Source organism: Clostridium sp. (genome assembly GCF_036660475.1).
Classification (GTDB): domain Bacteria; phylum Bacillota; class Clostridia; order Clostridiales; family Clostridiaceae; genus Clostridium_J.
This window is the reverse complement of sequence record NZ_JAVXAO010000002.1, coordinates 471,474-487,690: the sequence shown is the minus strand read 5'-3', so window position 1 is coordinate 487,690 and position 16,217 is coordinate 471,474. Positions and strand designations below refer to the sequence as shown.

The 16,217-nt window shown below is 32.2% G+C and carries 16 protein-coding genes; 15 read left to right on the top strand and 1 reads right to left on the bottom strand.

Going from position 1 to position 16,217, the window contains the following annotated elements; all coding sequences use genetic code 11:
- The first annotated feature begins 65 nt into the window (after nucleotides 1-65).
- The 12 genes from buk (RSA29_RS05275) to RSA29_RS05220 all read left to right on the top strand — a co-directional run bounded on the left by buk (RSA29_RS05275) (nucleotide 66) and on the right by RSA29_RS05220 (nucleotide 11,126).
- Nucleotides 66-1,157, top strand: coding sequence for a butyrate kinase (gene buk, locus RSA29_RS05275; protein WP_346942694.1), 1,092 nt, complete (start codon nucleotides 66-68; stop codon nucleotides 1,155-1,157).
- Between the two features lie 38 nt (nucleotides 1,158-1,195).
- Complete coding sequence (ptb, locus tag RSA29_RS05270) at nucleotides 1,196-2,098, top strand: phosphate butyryltransferase (RefSeq protein ID WP_346942695.1); 903 nt, start codon at nucleotides 1,196-1,198, stop codon at nucleotides 2,096-2,098.
- 18 nt (nucleotides 2,099-2,116) lie between these two features.
- The gene (gene buk, locus RSA29_RS05265) at nucleotides 2,117-3,187 is read left to right on the top strand and encodes a butyrate kinase (RefSeq protein ID WP_346942696.1); all 1,071 of its coding nucleotides are present in this window, start codon (nucleotides 2,117-2,119) and stop codon (nucleotides 3,185-3,187) included.
- Between the two features lie 10 nt (nucleotides 3,188-3,197).
- Nucleotides 3,198-3,875 carry an ATP-binding protein gene (locus RSA29_RS05260; protein WP_346942697.1) on the top strand — a complete coding sequence of 226 codons (678 nt, stop codon included), beginning with the start codon at nucleotides 3,198-3,200 and terminating at the stop codon, nucleotides 3,873-3,875.
- A 179-nt stretch (nucleotides 3,876-4,054) separates the two neighbouring features.
- Entirely contained in the window at nucleotides 4,055-4,264 is a 210-nt protein-coding gene (locus RSA29_RS05255) for a 4Fe-4S binding protein (RefSeq protein ID WP_346933203.1), read from the top strand.
- Between the two features lie 16 nt (nucleotides 4,265-4,280).
- Nucleotides 4,281-5,351 (top strand): 3-methyl-2-oxobutanoate dehydrogenase subunit VorB, encoded by a 1,071-nt coding sequence (locus RSA29_RS05250; RefSeq protein ID WP_346933204.1) that lies wholly within the window; start codon nucleotides 4,281-4,283, stop codon nucleotides 5,349-5,351.
- A complete protein-coding gene (locus RSA29_RS05245) occupies nucleotides 5,351-6,100 on the top strand; it encodes a thiamine pyrophosphate-dependent enzyme (protein WP_346933205.1) in 750 nt (249 codons plus the stop codon). Before RSA29_RS05250 ends, RSA29_RS05245 begins: the two co-directional genes overlap by 1 nt.
- 1 nt (nucleotide 6,101) lies before the next feature.
- Nucleotides 6,102-6,632, top strand: coding sequence for a 2-oxoacid:acceptor oxidoreductase family protein (locus RSA29_RS05240; protein ID WP_346942698.1), 531 nt, complete (start codon nucleotides 6,102-6,104; stop codon nucleotides 6,630-6,632).
- Nucleotides 6,633-7,079: 447 nt separating this feature from the next.
- Nucleotides 7,080-7,868, top strand: coding sequence for a polymer-forming cytoskeletal protein (locus RSA29_RS05235; RefSeq protein ID WP_346942699.1), 789 nt, complete (start codon nucleotides 7,080-7,082; stop codon nucleotides 7,866-7,868).
- Between the two features lie 62 nt (nucleotides 7,869-7,930).
- Nucleotides 7,931-8,554, top strand: a complete 624-nt coding sequence (locus tag RSA29_RS05230; protein ID WP_346942700.1) for a DUF4004 family protein — start codon at nucleotides 7,931-7,933, stop codon at nucleotides 8,552-8,554.
- A 153-nt stretch (nucleotides 8,555-8,707) separates the two neighbouring features.
- Entirely contained in the window at nucleotides 8,708-9,604 is an 897-nt protein-coding gene (locus RSA29_RS05225; RefSeq protein WP_346933210.1) for a hypothetical protein, read from the top strand.
- Between the two features lie 232 nt (nucleotides 9,605-9,836).
- The gene (locus tag RSA29_RS05220; protein ID WP_346942701.1) at nucleotides 9,837-11,126 is read left to right on the top strand and encodes an MFS transporter; all 1,290 of its coding nucleotides are present in this window, start codon (nucleotides 9,837-9,839) and stop codon (nucleotides 11,124-11,126) included.
- Nucleotides 11,127-11,230: 104 nt separating this feature from the next.
- Here RSA29_RS05220 and RSA29_RS05215 read toward each other — a convergent pair whose 3' ends face one another.
- Nucleotides 11,231-12,007 (bottom strand): nitroreductase family protein, encoded by a 777-nt coding sequence (locus RSA29_RS05215; protein ID WP_346942702.1) that lies wholly within the window; start codon nucleotides 12,005-12,007, stop codon nucleotides 11,231-11,233.
- Between the two features lie 256 nt (nucleotides 12,008-12,263).
- Here RSA29_RS05215 and RSA29_RS05210 point away from each other — a divergent pair, with 256 nt between their 5' ends.
- From RSA29_RS05210 to RSA29_RS05200, 3 genes are all read left to right on the top strand, one after another.
- Entirely contained in the window at nucleotides 12,264-13,490 is a 1,227-nt protein-coding gene (locus RSA29_RS05210; RefSeq protein WP_346942703.1) for a MerR family transcriptional regulator, read from the top strand.
- A gap of 181 nt (nucleotides 13,491-13,671) precedes the next feature.
- On the top strand, nucleotides 13,672-15,021 hold the full coding sequence (gene glmM, locus RSA29_RS05205; protein WP_346942704.1) for a phosphoglucosamine mutase: 1,350 nt from the start codon (nucleotides 13,672-13,674) through the stop codon (nucleotides 15,019-15,021).
- Between the two features lie 187 nt (nucleotides 15,022-15,208).
- Entirely contained in the window at nucleotides 15,209-16,138 is a 930-nt protein-coding gene (locus tag RSA29_RS05200) for an alpha/beta fold hydrolase (protein WP_346942705.1), read from the top strand.
- Nucleotides 16,139-16,217: the final 79 nt, after the last annotated feature.

Below are 16,217 nucleotides of genomic sequence, written 5' to 3'. Positions count from 1 at the left end.
ATTTTTTGAAGTGAATTATCGAAAAATATAGAATTTTATTAAAGTTTAATGTGGGGGGTATGAATATGAGCGAAAATAAGTATATATTAGTAATTAATCCAGGGTCAACATCTACAAAAATAGCAATGTTTTTGGGGGAAGAATGTGTACGTTCAGAGAATTTATCTCACAGCGCTGATGAGGTGAAAAAATATTCTCATATATCTCAACAAAAGGATATGAGAACAGAGGTTATTTATAGTTGGCTTAAGAAAAATGGATATTCACTTGAAGACTTAGGAGCAGTAGTAGGACGAGGTGGGCTTTTAAGACCTATGCCAGGTGGAACTTATAAAATAACATTTAAAATGTTAGATGATCTTATTGTAGGATTCCAAGGACAGCATGCATCTAATCTTGGTGGGGTTATTGCTTTCGAAATAGCAGAAAAATCAGGTATACCATCATATATAGTTGATCCAGTTGCAGTAGACGAAGTAGATGACGTTACAAGAATATCGGGTATGGAAGATATAACTAGACGTTCTTTAGTTCATGCTCTAAATATCAAAGCTGTAACTAGGAGGGTATGTAAAAAGAACAATTTAGATTTTGATAAAAGCAATTTTGTTGTAGCGCATATTGGTGGAGGAATAACAGTTGCACCAGTAAAGGGTGGAAGAATTATAGATTGTAATAATGCAAATGAGGATGGACCATTTTCACCAGAAAGATCAGGTGGACTTCCTATCGGAGATTTAGTCAAACTTGCATTTAGTAAAGAGTATACTCTACAAGAATTAAAAAACAAAATCACAAGAGAAGGTGGACTTGTAGCTTACCTAGGTACTAATGATGGAAGAGAAGTAGATAAGCTCATTGACAGCGGAGATGAAAAAGCTGAATTTATTTTAAAAGCAATGGCTTATCAAATCAGCAAAGAGATTGGTGGAATGTCAACAGCACTATGTGGAAAGATAGATGCTATAATTTTAACAGGTGGGATAGCTTACAATAAGAGGGTTACTAATTGGATAACTGAAAGTGTTAAATTTATTGCACCAGTTGAGTTAGTGCCAGGTGAAGATGAAATGTTAGCGCTTGCACAAGGAGCTTTAAGAGTACTTAGAGGGGAAGAAGTTCCAAAAATATATGATGAAGAAGTAAGTTTTAATTAATAGAGAATAAGGTGTAATTACAATAGGGGGAAATTAAAATGATTAAAACATTTGATGAAGTGATTTCAAAGGTTAAGTCACAGCCGATGAAAAAGGTTGCAGTGGCTGTAGCACAAGATGAACCAGTACTTGAAGCTATAAGAGATGCTAAGAAAAATGGTATCGCAGATGCAATATTAGTAGGGGATAAAGAGAAGATTATATCTATAGCTAAAAAGCTTAATATGGATATTGAAGAATATGAAATAATAGATGAAAAAGATCCTAATAAGGCTGCAATTGAAACAGTTAAACTTGTATCATCAGGTAAAGCCGATATGATGATGAAGGGGCTTGTAGATACAGCAACATTTTTAAAAGCTGTTCTAAATAAAGAAGTAGGACTTAGAACAGGAAAGCAAATGTCTCATATAGCTATATTTGAAGTTCCAGGCTATGATAGATTATTATTTGTAACTGATGCTGCCTTCAATATGTATCCAGAGTTAAAAGAAAAGGTTGATATAATAAAGAATGCAGTACAGGTAGCACATGCACTTGAAATAGAAGTACCAAAAGTTGCTCCTATTTGTGCAGTAGAAGTTGTAAACCCAAGTATGCCAGCTACACTAGATGCTGCAAACCTTTCCAAGATGAGTGAGAGAGGTCAAATTAAAGGCTGTATAATTGATGGACCACTTGCTCTTGATAATGCACTTTCTAAAGAGGCAGCGGCTCATAAGAATATTTCAGGTCCAGTGGCAGGTATGGCAGATATACTATTAATGGCAAATATAGAAGCAGGAAATGCAGTATATAAATGCTTAACATATACTACAGAATCTAAAAATGGTGGATTACTTATGGGAGCAGCAGCACCAGTTATAGTTACTTCAAGGGCAGATTCACCACAAACAAAGATGAACTCTATAGCACTTGCATCATTAGTAGCAGTTAGATAATTAGGAGGAGAAAAAATTATGGGATATAAACAGTTAATAATAAATCCAGGATCAACATCAACAAAAATAGGTGTATATGATGATGAGAACCCTATACTAGTTGAAACATTAAGACATTCATCAGAAGAAATTGGTGGGTATAAAGAAATATACGATCAATTAAACTTTAGAAAAGAAGTAATACTTAAGGTTTTGAAAGAAAAAGATTTTGATATAAATGAATTGTCAGGAGTAGTAGGCAGAGGTGGGTTATTAAAATCTATAGAAGGCGGGACTTATGCTGTAAATGATATAATGGTTAAAGATTTAAAAAATGGAGTTCAAGGACAACATGCTTCAAATCTTGGAGGAATAATCGCAAATGAAATAGCTTTAGATTTAAAAATTCCATCATTTATAGTAGATCCAGTTGTTGTTGATGAGATGGATGACGTTGCTAGAGTATCTGGTATGCCAGAAATAGAGAGAAAAAGTATATTCCATGCTCTTAACCAAAAAGCAGTTGCAAAGAGATATGCTAGAGAAAAGAATGTGGCTTATGAAGAATTAAATCTTATCGTAACGCATATGGGTGGAGGAATATCTGTAGGAGCTCATAAACTTGGAAGAGTTGTAGATGTAAATAATGCACTAGATGGTGAAGGTCCATTCTCGCCAGAAAGAAGTGGCGGACTTCCAGTTGGAGATTTAGTTAAGCTTTGCTTTAGTGGAAAATATACAATGGATGAAATTAAAAAGAAGATTAATGGAAAAGGTGGAATTGTAGGATACCTACAAACTAATGATGCAAAAGAAGTTGGAGATAGAGCTATTGCAGGGGACAAAGAAGCAAAATTAATATATGATGCAATGGGATATCAGGTAGCAAAAGAAATAGGAAGATGTGCAGCTGTTCTTCAAGGAAAAGTTGATGCAATAATACTTACTGGTGGAATTGCATATTCAGACTATATAGTAAATTACATTAAAGAAAGAGTAGGATTCATATCTCAGGTAGTAGTTTATCCTGGTGAAGATGAATTATTAGCATTAGCAGAGGGTGGACTTAGAGTACTAAAAGGACAAGAAACTGCTAGAGAGTATAGATAGGTGGATAAATATGAGTAGAATAAGGATATTCACAGGCCATTTTGGTAGTGGGAAAACAGAGATAGCAATAAATTATGCAATCAACTTATCAAAACAAGGTAAAAAAGTAGCACTTGTAGATTTAGATATAGTAAATCCTTATTTTTGTGTTAGAGATTTAACTAAGAAATTAACAGATGAGTACAACATAAGGGTAATATCATCAAATCCAGAATACGTTAATGCGGAACTCATGGTAGTTCCTGCTGAGGTTAGAACCGTATTTAATGATAAAAGCTATGAAGTAGTATTTGATATTGGGGGAGATGATGCCGGTGCTATAGCACTTGGCCAATACAATAGATATTTTAAGGAAGAGCCTTACGATATGTACTTTGTAGTAAACGAGAATAGACCATTTACTTCAAATAACAATGATACTATGGAATTCTTATCTGCTATAGAAAGGTCTTCAAGATTAAAGGTAACCCATTTGATTTCAAATACTAATTTATCCTATGAAACTAATAAGGAACATATAATTGAAGGGGATATAGAGATAGATAAACTTTCGAAGGTTTTAAATATACCTCATGCATATACAGTATGCTCTAAGGATATGGTTAAAGAAGTCGAAAATAGTGTCAAAGGTGAGATATTTCCAATAGACATATATATGTTACCACCATGGAAAAAAGATTCAATTTAGTACTATCAAGTGCTAAATTGACATTTTACAGAAAAAGGTGTTAAATTGAAATATAGAGATATAAACGTATTACAATACATTTAAAAAGAAATGTAAACGTATTACAAGCTAAAAAGCTAAGTCATTAAAGGGTTTAATAGTAATAAATAATTTAAATTATGCTACAAGGAGGTAATGTTATGGCAAAAGTAACTTTTAGAGAAGAAAGATGTAAGGGATGTGGACAATGTATAATTGCATGTCCGAAAAACATCATAACTTACTCTGAAGAATTGAATGTAAAAGGGTATCATCCAGCAACAATTACAGAAGAGAATATGGCTAAATGTATTGCGTGTGCATCTTGTGGAAGAATGTGTCCAGATCTTGTAATCACTGTAGAGAAATAATAGGGGGGGAAAAGTTATGTCACAAAAAGTTTTAATGAAGGGTAATGAAGCTATAGGAGAAGCAGCGATTCAAGCTGGTTGCCAATGCTTTTTTGGATATCCTATAACACCACAAACTGAAATATCAGCATATCTTTCAAGAAAAATGCCTAAAATAGGTAGAGTTTTCTTACAAGCAGAGAGTGAAATAGCAGCAATTAATATGGTATATGGAGCAGCTGGAACAGGGGTGAGATGTATGACATCTTCAAGCTCACCTGGTATAAGTTTAAAAGCAGAGGGAATATCATATATAGCAGGAGCTGAACTTCCTTGCGTAATAGTAAACATAGTTAGAGGTGGTCCAGGCTTAGGTGGAATTCAACCAGCTCAATCAGATTATTTCCAAGCTACAAAAGGTGGAGCTCACGGAGATTTTAATATGCCAGTTTATGCACCAAGTTCAATCCAAGAAATGGTTGACTTAGTACAAGAGGCATTTGATATAGCTGACATCTACAGAACACCAGTTATGGTTATGGGAGATGGAATGTTAGGACAAATGATGGAGCCAGTTGAATTTAAAGAAAGAGCAGAAAAAGTTCTTCCTGAAAAAACTTGGGCTGCAAATGGTTTAAATGGTAGAAAAGAGCATAATGTAATAAATTCTTTATACTTAAAACCAGAAGGCTTAGAATTACACAACGAAAAGCTTCAGGCAAAATATAAAGCAATAAAAGAAAATGAAACTAAATATGAACTATATAACTGCGAAGGTGAAGTTGATTTAATATTAGTTGCATACGGAACTACATCAAGAATATGCAAAACTGTTATTAAATTAGCAGAAGAAGAAGGAATAAAACTAGGTTTAATTAGACCTATAACATTATGGCCATTCCCAACAGAAGCCTTTAATAGCACTATAGAAAATGCTAAGTTTGGATATGTTGCAGTAGAGCTTAGCTGTGGTCAAATGGTAGAGGATGTTAGACTTTCAGTTGAAGGCAGAAAACCAGTAAACTTCTTTGGAAGATCAGGTGGAATGGTTCCTACTCCAGCAGAAGTACTAGAGAATGTGAAAAAGTTCATAGGAGGTGCTAAATAATGGCAATAGTATTTCAACCAACAAAAGCATTATTAGACGTACCTACCCATTACTGCCCAGGATGTACTCATGGGACAATCCACAGATTAATAGGGGAAGTACTTGAAGAATTAAATATTATAGATAAAACTATTGGAGTTGCTCCAGTTGGATGTTCAGTTCTAGCATATGATTACTTTGCATGTGATATGTTTGAAGCTGCACACGGAAGAGCACCAGCAGTTGCAACAGGAATAAAAAGAGCTAATCCAGATAAAGTTGTATTCACATATCAAGGAGATGGAGATCTTGCTGCTATAGGAACAGCTGAAATAGTACATGCTGCGACTAGAGGAGAAAATATGGTTACAATCTTCGTGAATAACTGTATTTATGGAATGACAGGTGGACAAATGGCTCCGACAACTCTACCAGGACAAGTTACAGAGACTTCTCCATATGGAAGAGATGTTAAGACACAAGGACACCCAATTAGAGTATCAGAAATGATAGCTACATTAGATGGAGTTTGTTATGTAGAAAGAGTATCTTCAGATAACGTACCAAATGTAATAAAAACTAAGAAGGCTATTAAAAAAGCATTCCAAAACGCTATAGATGGAAAAGGATTCTCAATGGTTGAAGTTCTATCAATATGTCCAACAAACTGGGGATTATCAACAGAGGAATCATTAGGATGGTTAAGAGAAAACATGATGCCATTCTATACTCTAGGTGTTAAAAAAGATACAACTGTGGAGGTGAAATAACATGGCATCACAAGAAATAATATTTGCAGGATTCGGTGGACAAGGTATATTATCAATGGGTAAATTCTTAGCTTACGCTGGAATGGATGCAAACATGAATGTTTCATGGTTACCTTCATATGGACCAGAAATGCGTGGAGGTACTGCTAACTGTTCTGTTATTGTTTCAGATGAAGCAGTTGGTTCTCCAATAGTAACAAGTCCTACATCACTAGTAGTTATGAATAGACCATCATTAGATAAATTTGAAGATGAAATTGCAACAGGTGGACTATTAATAATAGATTGTGACTTAGTTGATAGAGAAGTTAAAAGAACTGATGTAGAAATAATAAAAATACCAGCTCAAACAGAAGCAGCAAACCTTGGAAGTAAGCAAATTGCTAACATGGTACTTCTAGGAGCATTAGTTGCAAAAACTCAAATAGTTTCTATGGAAATTTTACTTCAATCGCTAAGAGATCATGGAAAAGAAAAATTCTTTGAAATCAATAAAAAAGCTCTTGAAATTGGAGCTGCATACGTAAAGTAATTTAATTTAGAATCCTTAGGTATCATTTAAGATGCCTAAGGATTTTTTATTTGTAGGGGATTAAATTTGGTATAAAAATAATAAATAATATTTAATGAATAATAAAATAAAAATATATATTTACAGCGTAACAATGTTATGTTACTATAATAATATAGTACAAGAAAAGTAAATAAGAGGACTAAGACTACTAATATGATTATATTGAATAAATAATATTCAATATGTATAACATTATTACGTGAAGTTAGGTGGATATTATATCTGTTATGTAAAAGATGAGTTAGGGAATAAGGAGTTTTCACATTAACATCGATATGTTTTAACTAGCATATATAGAATAATCATAAAAATTTAGATTTAATCATAGTTTTGAGTTGAAAATAAAGAAATTACATAGAGTAAAACTCTAAAAATATATTAATAAATAAATTGGAGGAATAAATTATGGAAAAAAATGAACTAGTAGGGGATTTAAAAATATCGGGTAGTGGTAGTGCTAATGGCGGAAGATATAGAGGGGTATCCATAAGTGGTAGTGGCAAAATTCATGGGGATGTAAATTGTGAAAAATTCAATATAAGTGGTAGTGGTAAAGTAGAAGGTGCGGTTACAACTGGAAATTTTAATATTAGTGGAAGTGGTAAAGTTGTTGGCGATTTAAACTGTGTCCAAGGTGGGATTAGTGGAAGTGGATCTATACTTGGTTCTATCCATGCAAAAAGTTTTTCTATAAGTGGTACTGGTAAGGTTGGAGGAAATTTTAAGGGCGAAAAGTTTGTTATGTCAGGGGCAGGAAAAGTAAGCGGTAGAATAAATGCAAATATAGTTAAACTTATGGGGGCGATTCGTGTAGGGCAAGGAATTGAAGGTGAAAGTATAACTATAAAAGGTGCAGTTAAAACCTTAGGAATGGTAAATGGAGATGATATAAATATTGAATTAAATGGTGGATGTGAAATTGAAGAAATAGGAGCCACTAAGGTGAAAGTTTTAAGAGGATATGGGAATATAATTGGAAGGCTTATTTGCAGCATTTTTAGTAAAAATTATGGATATTTAACTACTAAAACCATTGAAGCAGATGAGATTTATTTAGAAAATACAATCGCAGATGTGGTTCGTGGTGGAAGAATTATTATAGGCGATGGTTGCAGAATTAAAAGAATAGAATATAGTGAAAGCTTAGAAATAACAAGTACTGAATCTATTATTGAGGAAGAATTTAAATTATAAGCATTAATTGAAATAAATTGGATAAAAGAAAGTGGAAAATTTGACAAGGAGGAAGTTGAAACATGGAAGAAGAATTAATTTCTAAGAAAGAAATATTAGATGTAACAGGAATATCTTATGGTCAACTCTATAGGTGGAAAAGGAAAGAATTAATTCCGGAAGAATGGTTTATAAAGAAAGCTAGTTATACAGGTCAAGAAACATTTTTTCCTAAGGAGAAGATAATAGCGCGAATAAATAAAATTATAGAACTTAAGGATGACATGCCCTTAGATGATTTAGCGGATATGTTTACAAATAAACCAAAAGTTAATGATGTTGAAGAGGCATATGTTATATCAAAAGGAATAATTAGAGATGAAACATTACCAATATATAAAGATATTTTTGGAGCAAAGGATTTCTATGAATTTAAAGATGTTTTGCTAATGTATACTCTTCAAAACCAGTTTGATTTAGCTCAACTTACAATTAATGAAATAGAAACTGTGCTTAAGATGATAGAGTCTGAGTATATAAAACTAGAAGAAAAAGATGGTAGTGTATATATTATAAGGAGATTAGGGGTTGGAATCTGTATAGCAGCATTCAAAGAAAGACTTGTAATAGATAATGGTAGTAAGATTATAGGAGAGGTAAATATAAAAAACACTATAGAGAATCTTAAAATGAGGTTGGCACTATAGGGGTGGGAGAAAGTATCTAATTAAGTTGTTGAGTGTATTGTAAAAGAGTGTTAGCAATGGTCACAGTGGAAACTTAATAAATATTTCATTGATTTAATTAAATATAAAATTGAGAAATTATTAAATATACAATATAAAAGATGGGGTGTAAATATGAAATTTGATGATTATGGGGATTTAAGAATAAGTGATGATTTAGTTTCAAGTGGTGGTAATTATAGAGATATAAAAATTAGTGGGGATGCAAAGATAAATGGAGATATAAATTGCAGAACAGTTAGCATTAGTGGCGATGCAGATATAATTGGCAATGCATTTTGTGAAGAGTTATTTAAAGTTAGTGGAGATGTAGATGTTAAAAACACACTAACATGTGGAACTATGAGAATTAGTGGCGACGTTGAAATTCACGAGAATCTTTTAGTAAAAGGTGAGCTAAAGGTTAGTGGAGATATGGATGTTGATGGAAGAGTTAACTGTGGAACTCTTAGGGTTAGCGGTGATATAGATGTTAAAAAAGATTTAGAATGTGATGGTATGTTTCATTTGAGTGGAGATGGAAATTTTGGCGGGAATCTTAAAGGAAATATAATAAAGATTTCAGGAGATATTGAACAAGTTATGAAGGTAACTGGTAGTGAGATATCAATATCAGGAGATGTAGTTGTGAAGGATGGTATAGAGGGAGAGATAATAGTTTTAAATGGAGACACAAAGTGTGATGGACTTATAAATGGGGATGAAGTTTATGTTAGTATGAGTGGCAACCATGAAATTAAGGAAATTGGTGGAAGAATAGTTAGAGTGTCAGATGACATGAGTAAGTTTGGAATGACAATATCATTATTTTCATTTACGCCTAAAAGTAAAAAAGGGTTACATTGTAAATGTATTGAAGGAGATGAAATTCTTCTTAAAAATTCTACAGTAGAAGTTGTTAGGGGTAAGAATGTTACTATAGGAAGTGGGTCTGTAATTGATTTGGTTGAATATACAGGACAGCTAAGTATTGAAAATGGTGGAGTTGTTAAGGAATCACTAAAAATTTAATGGTGAAGGTTTCATCTTGTCATTACAATAAAGTTAGAATTAGTAAATTATATTGAAATATATAGTGAAAAATACATTTGTAATAAATTGTTTATATTGAGTTTTAATGTAATAAAATGTGATATAATGTAAGTTAGGGGTTTTGGATATAAAATTAAAACTAGGAGCCATATTGTAATTTAAAAGGGTTTATTGGTTATATGAAAATAGAATAAATTAATTGGGGGAAATCATGGAGAAGGAAGTAAAAATAGGGGATGAGAAAATAAAATTATGGAATAAGAACTTTTTCTTGCTTTGGCAAGGACAGCTAGTATCAGTGTTAGGTGACATACTATATATGATAGCTTTGGATTTTTGGATATTGGATATGACAGGGTCTACAGCGCTTATGGGGCTTTTAAGTGCTCTTACGATGTTACCAAGGATAGTACTAGGTCCATTTGCTGGTGTGCTTGTAGACAAGTGGAATAGAAGGAATATTATAGTTATAACGGACTTTATAAGGGGTATACTTGTAACATTTGTTGGGATTGCGGGTATATTTGGATTTATACAAATTTGGATGGTATTTTTGGTTGGAATAGTAAGTGGATTATGTTCTGCATTCTTTGGTCCTGCAGTTAATGCGCTAAAACCTGAATTAGTTCATGAATCAAAATTTATGAAAGCGAATTCAGTTACTAGTGTTGCAACTTCTGGTATGGATATGATAGGAAGTGCTGTCGGAGGAGTTATATATGTAGCGATAGGAGCTCCATATATGTTTTTAGCTAATGGAATATCATATTTATTATCAGCATTTTCTGAGATATTTATAACTCCTCCAAAGAGAGTGCATAAAGTTGAAGAAATAACGTTTGTAGAAGATTTTAAGGATGGACTTAAGTTTCTTTGGGATTTTAGGGTTTTAAGAAAGCTGTTCATATTTGCATCATTATTAAATCTTTTTGCTAATGCAGCATTTATATTAATATTGCCATATTTTAGAGATATGCCTTTTTTAGGACCAGAAAAGTATGGTGTATTTATGGCGGTGATTCCATTAGGTATGTTAACAGGAAGTATATTGTTATCTATAATTGATGTTAAAAAACAATATAAGTTTAAGTTATATATAGTAGGCATATTAGTATGCCTAGTAGCACTACCTTTTGCTTTCTTAATAGATAATTTTTATATTATGTTAGCTGTAGGGTTTGTATCATTTTTGGGAAATGTAGTTTTCAACACAATATTTAATTCGGTTATAATGCTAGTAGTGCCTGTGGATAAAAGAGGAAAGGTTGGAGCGCTTATGAATACTGTAAGTGGAAGTTTACAGCCAGCGGGTGTTTTGATTGGAGGAATTTTAGGGGATATTATACCAATAAGGCTAGCGATTATATCACTTCTAGTTATTGCGTTTATATTTGGATTGGGCTTAATAATGCTTAAAGGTACAAAATCTTTAATTGAGTATGACAGCAATTATGGAACTGTAGAAGAGTTAATTGAAGAAACCAACGGAATTTCAGCATAAAAATGGTTCAATAATTACATGAAAAATAATAAACCAGAGTAATTTCATTTTAAAGTAAATGAAATTACTCTGGTTTTTAAATTAGCTAATATTAAAAGGTAGGTTTATCTTGGATTTAGCCATTTTTCAAGGTTAGCTTTTATAGAACGTTCCATTTCATTCGAAAATGAACCACCAAATTTTCTACTGTAAATTAGTTGACCAAAATTACTAGCTTTATATACATTGTTAGGAATAACTCTTTTCTCATTATCCTTATACATATCGGTATAGTCATCTTGGCTAAGGATTTTATACTCCTCATTGAATACTATATATTTTTTATCAAATCTAGGACTGATTATTCGTTTTGCATCTTCTGGATAGTGTCCTAAACATAACATTCCTACAGGGAATACTGCATCAGGTAAATTCAATATTTCCTTATGAGCTTCATAATTTTCTACGATATCGCCAATATAGCATGAACCAATACCAAGGGATTCAGCAGCGACAACAGCATTTTGAGCTGCAATAAATGCATCACCGGCACCTAAAAATAATTTTGATAAATCAGGCTCCGTATATTTAAGTCCATTTTTAGCACAATGATCTTTAACATCACACATGTCAAAATATCTATATAATCTCTCCATATCGGCCAAAAATATTAATATAACTGGGGCTTTAGCTATAAAGGGTTGATTGTCACAGGTAACACTTAGCTTTTGTTTTTTAGATTCATCCTTTATAACTAAGATAGAATACAGCATCATGTTTCCTGCGGTAGGAGCCCTTAATGCGCCTTCGATAATCAGATTTATATCCTCATCAGATATGGGTCTGTTGTCATATTTTCTTAGGGACATTCTATTATTTAGTAGATTTAATGTGGAATTCATATGTATACACTCCTTATTGCTATTTTAGATTCTAGATAAAAAGGTCTATATCAATAAATGGTGTATAGATATAAGCTTTTAACTAGATATAATATTATATTTTCAAATTCAAATTTAATTACTCGTATTAATATTAATTTGAGTAGTCTGATACATGTCAACTATTAAGTTTCTATGAAAATTGTAAAAAGTAAGTAGTTAACTACATGATTATTATGTTTTATAGTATAATTAATAGCGAAAAGGATGTGACCATATGAAGATTGGAGAATTTTCAAAAAGATATGGGGTAAATAAGGAAACTGTTCGTTATTACACGGATATAGAATTACTTATACCTGAAAAGGTAGGGAACTATTATGATTATGATCAGAACTCCATAGATGATATGGATAAAATAATAGAATTAAAAGAATATGGATTTTCTTTAAATGAAATTTTGAAGATACTAACACTGCTAAGAATAGCTGGAGTCGATAGTGAAAAGACTGTTAATAGGCTTTCGAAATTAATGGAAGATAAACGAAAAGAATTAGTAATAAAAAAATTAGAGTATGAAGAAAAAATTATAAATATAGATAAGTTTATAAAACTTATAGGGGATACAACGAAGGTTGTGGATAATGAGTTTGGATTAAGTCTAAAATTTTTGGACTGTATAGCATGTCCGAATTGTCAAAGTAGTATTGAGATACATAATTCTAAAGTAAGAGGGAATGGAATAATAGAAGGTGGTATAGCTTGCAAGTGTGGATATAAGGGGTGTATAAAAGAAGGTATAGTTATATCAGACGATTTAAATGATAAATCTAGTGGACCGCATAATAGGATAAATGGAGATTTATCTAATGTTAATCCAAATTTAATTTCATTAATTAAGAAAACTTCAAACTATATACGTAGTGAACTGTATTCAGAGAAATTAGCAGATAAAATCATACTAGATTTAAATGCAGATATATTTTTGGTTACAAGATATATAGTAAGTGGATTACCAAGTAGTACCATGTACATAGTTACTGGAGAGACATTTAATGAAGTGAAGATTAAGCGTTACAATTTAAGTAGAAATACCAATATTAATATTAATAATATAATGTTTGTTGTAAGTGATGGTAATATACCTATAAAACATTTATGTGTTGATATACTTATTGATAGTTATGCTACAAGTTTTAAAAATATATATTCAGCTAACGGTATTATTGAAAATATTAAGCCATATTTAGGTCACAATAGCAAACTAATTGGAGCATATTTTGGATATAAGAATCATGAAATAGCTATGAAGAATATTAAATCAGAAAATGCTATGTGCTTCACAATAGATTATATAGTGAAAAAACTTTTGCAACTAGGAATTGAAAGTGGAGAAAAGAAGTTTTGGGGTAAAACAAAAGATACAGGTCATGCATTGGCATTTCATAATAAGGAGGATTTTATTTACATTTGGACTTATAAAGGATATTTCAATATTAAGTAATTAAAATATTATTGAGTATAGGTAGCTTAGGTGAGTGGAAACTTTTATTGTTATGATACATAATTTGTATTATAATTAATGTGCATGTTATTATATATAAATTGGGAGATAATAATAGTAACAGAAGGAAAATGAAAATTGGAATATATACAAAATGAAAATAAGAGGAGACTAGATATATATGAGTAGAATATTTGGAACTGATGGAGTAAGAGGCATTGCAAATAGTGAATTAACGGTAGAACTTGCATATAAATTAGGAAAAGCTGGCGCATATGTGTTAACCGAGGGAACACATAAGGCTAAAATATTAGTGGGTATGGACACAAGGATTTCAGGAGATATGCTTGAAAATGCATTAATAGCTGGAATTCTATCAGTAGGAGCAGAAGCTATATCAGTAGGAGTTGTACCAACGCCTGCAGTTTCATATCTTACAAGAAAGTATAAGGCTGATGCAGGAGTTGTAATATCAGCATCACATAACCCAGTAGAGTACAATGGAATAAAATTCTTTAATGGAGAAGGCTTTAAACTTACGGATGAACTTGAAGATAAAATTCAAGAATTAATAGAAAATGATTTTGAAGGAATTGAAGTTCCAGTTGGAGATAAAGTAGGAAAAAAACATGTGCTTACTACAGGGATAGAAGAGTATGTAGACTTTGCAGTTTCAACTATTGATGGAGATTTGAGTGGCTTAAAAATAGCTATAGATTGTGCAAATGGAGCAGCTTACAAGACTTCAGAATTAGCACTTGAAAAGCTGGGAGCAGAAGTTCTTGCAATACACAACACGCCGGATGGAGTAAACATAAATAGAAAATGTGGATCTACTCATCCAGAAGATTTAATGAAATTCGTTGTAGAAAACAACTGTAATTTAGGACTTGCCTTTGATGGAGACGCAGATAGATGCCTTGCAATAGATGAAAATGGTAATCTGGTTAACGGTGACTTTATGATGGTTATTGCAGCTAAACACTTAAAATCTATTGGAAAGTTAAATCATGATACAGTTGTAGTAACAGTTATGAGTAACTTAGGACTTGATATTGCATTAAAAGAAGAAGGTATCAAGACTGTAAAAACTAAGGTTGGGGACAGATATGTTTTAGAGGAAATGGCAAGAGGGGGATACTCTATTGGTGGAGAACAATCAGGTCATGTTATATTCCTAGATTTTAATACTACTGGAGATGGATTAGTTTCTGGAATTCAACTTGCATCAACAGTAAAAGCAAGTGGAAAAACTGTGAGTGAGCTTGCATCTGCAATGAGAGAATTACCACAGGTTTTAGTAAATGCTAAGGTACCAAACAATATGAAGGATATCCATGAAAAAGATGAAGAAATCATGGCTGATATAAAGGTTATGGAAGATAAAATGGCTGGATGTGGAAGAGTATTAATCAGACCTTCAGGCACAGAACCATTAGTAAGAGTAATGCTAGAAGGTGAGGATCAAGTAGCAATAGATAAAATGGCTCATGATCTTGCTAAGAAAATAGAAGAAAAAGCTAACAACTAGTTGTTAAATAAAGCAGGAAGATATTCTTCTTGCTTTATTTTTATATTAGGTATCTGAAAATAAATAGTGATTCAAATATTCAAGGACGCTGATCTATTTGTTTTTGAATATGGCTTATTGAGAAAGTTACAACATCTATGATATACTTACTTAAAAGAAATAATTGTAAAAATATGGAGGGTAGTTTATGTTATATTATGTGATTGTGGGAACTATAGTAGTTTCGTTAATTATACTATTTTGTTTTTCGTGGAGATTATCTACAATGGTCATTCATCCTATAATTAAAGGTTATGAGGATACCTATAACCGAGAGGTACAGGGGGGAAGACTTGATGAAAATCTATATAATAGTTGGAATAAAAAAGACTTCTTTATAAAATCCAATTATGGATATAATTTATCCTGTGAGCTTATTGAAGATAAAAAATATGAGAACTCAGATGAAAGAGTTAAAATAATGGTGTTAGTACATGGAATTACCTGGAGCAAATACGGAGAGGTAAAGTATGCTAATATGTTTATTAAGAAGGGGTTTAAAGTATTAATCTATGATCATAGGAATCATGGCTTAAGCGGAACCGTTCCAACCACAATGGGTTATTATGAGAAGTTTGATTTAAAGACAGTTATAGATTGGTGCTATAATACCTATGGACAAAATATAACAGTTGCTACTCATGGGGAGTCTATGGGTTCAGCTACAGTCCTTGCACATTTAGAAATTGATAATAGACCAGCCTTTGTTATAGCGGATTGCGGTTACTCAGATTTGTATGAGTTACTTAAGTATCAGCTTAAGGATCGTTATAATCTACCTGACTTTCCTTTTGTACCTTTATCATCAATGTTAATTAGACTGAGAGCGGGATTCAACATTCACCATGTAAGCCCAATTAAGATAGTGGCAAAATCTAATATACCAATACTATTTATCCATGGAGAAAATGATTTATATGTACCTACTTATATGGGTAAGGCTATGTATGAAGCCAAGAAGGACAATAAGGAACTCTTTATTGCACCTAATGCAGCACATGCAGAGTCACAGTGGAAGAACCCAAAGGAATATGAGAAAGTTGTATATGGATTTATGGATAAATATTTTGTAGGGTAGAATAAGCGAGAGTGGCATTTATGGATGTGATAAACATATATCATGGCATGGCAAGATGAATATTTTATAAAAATAGAGT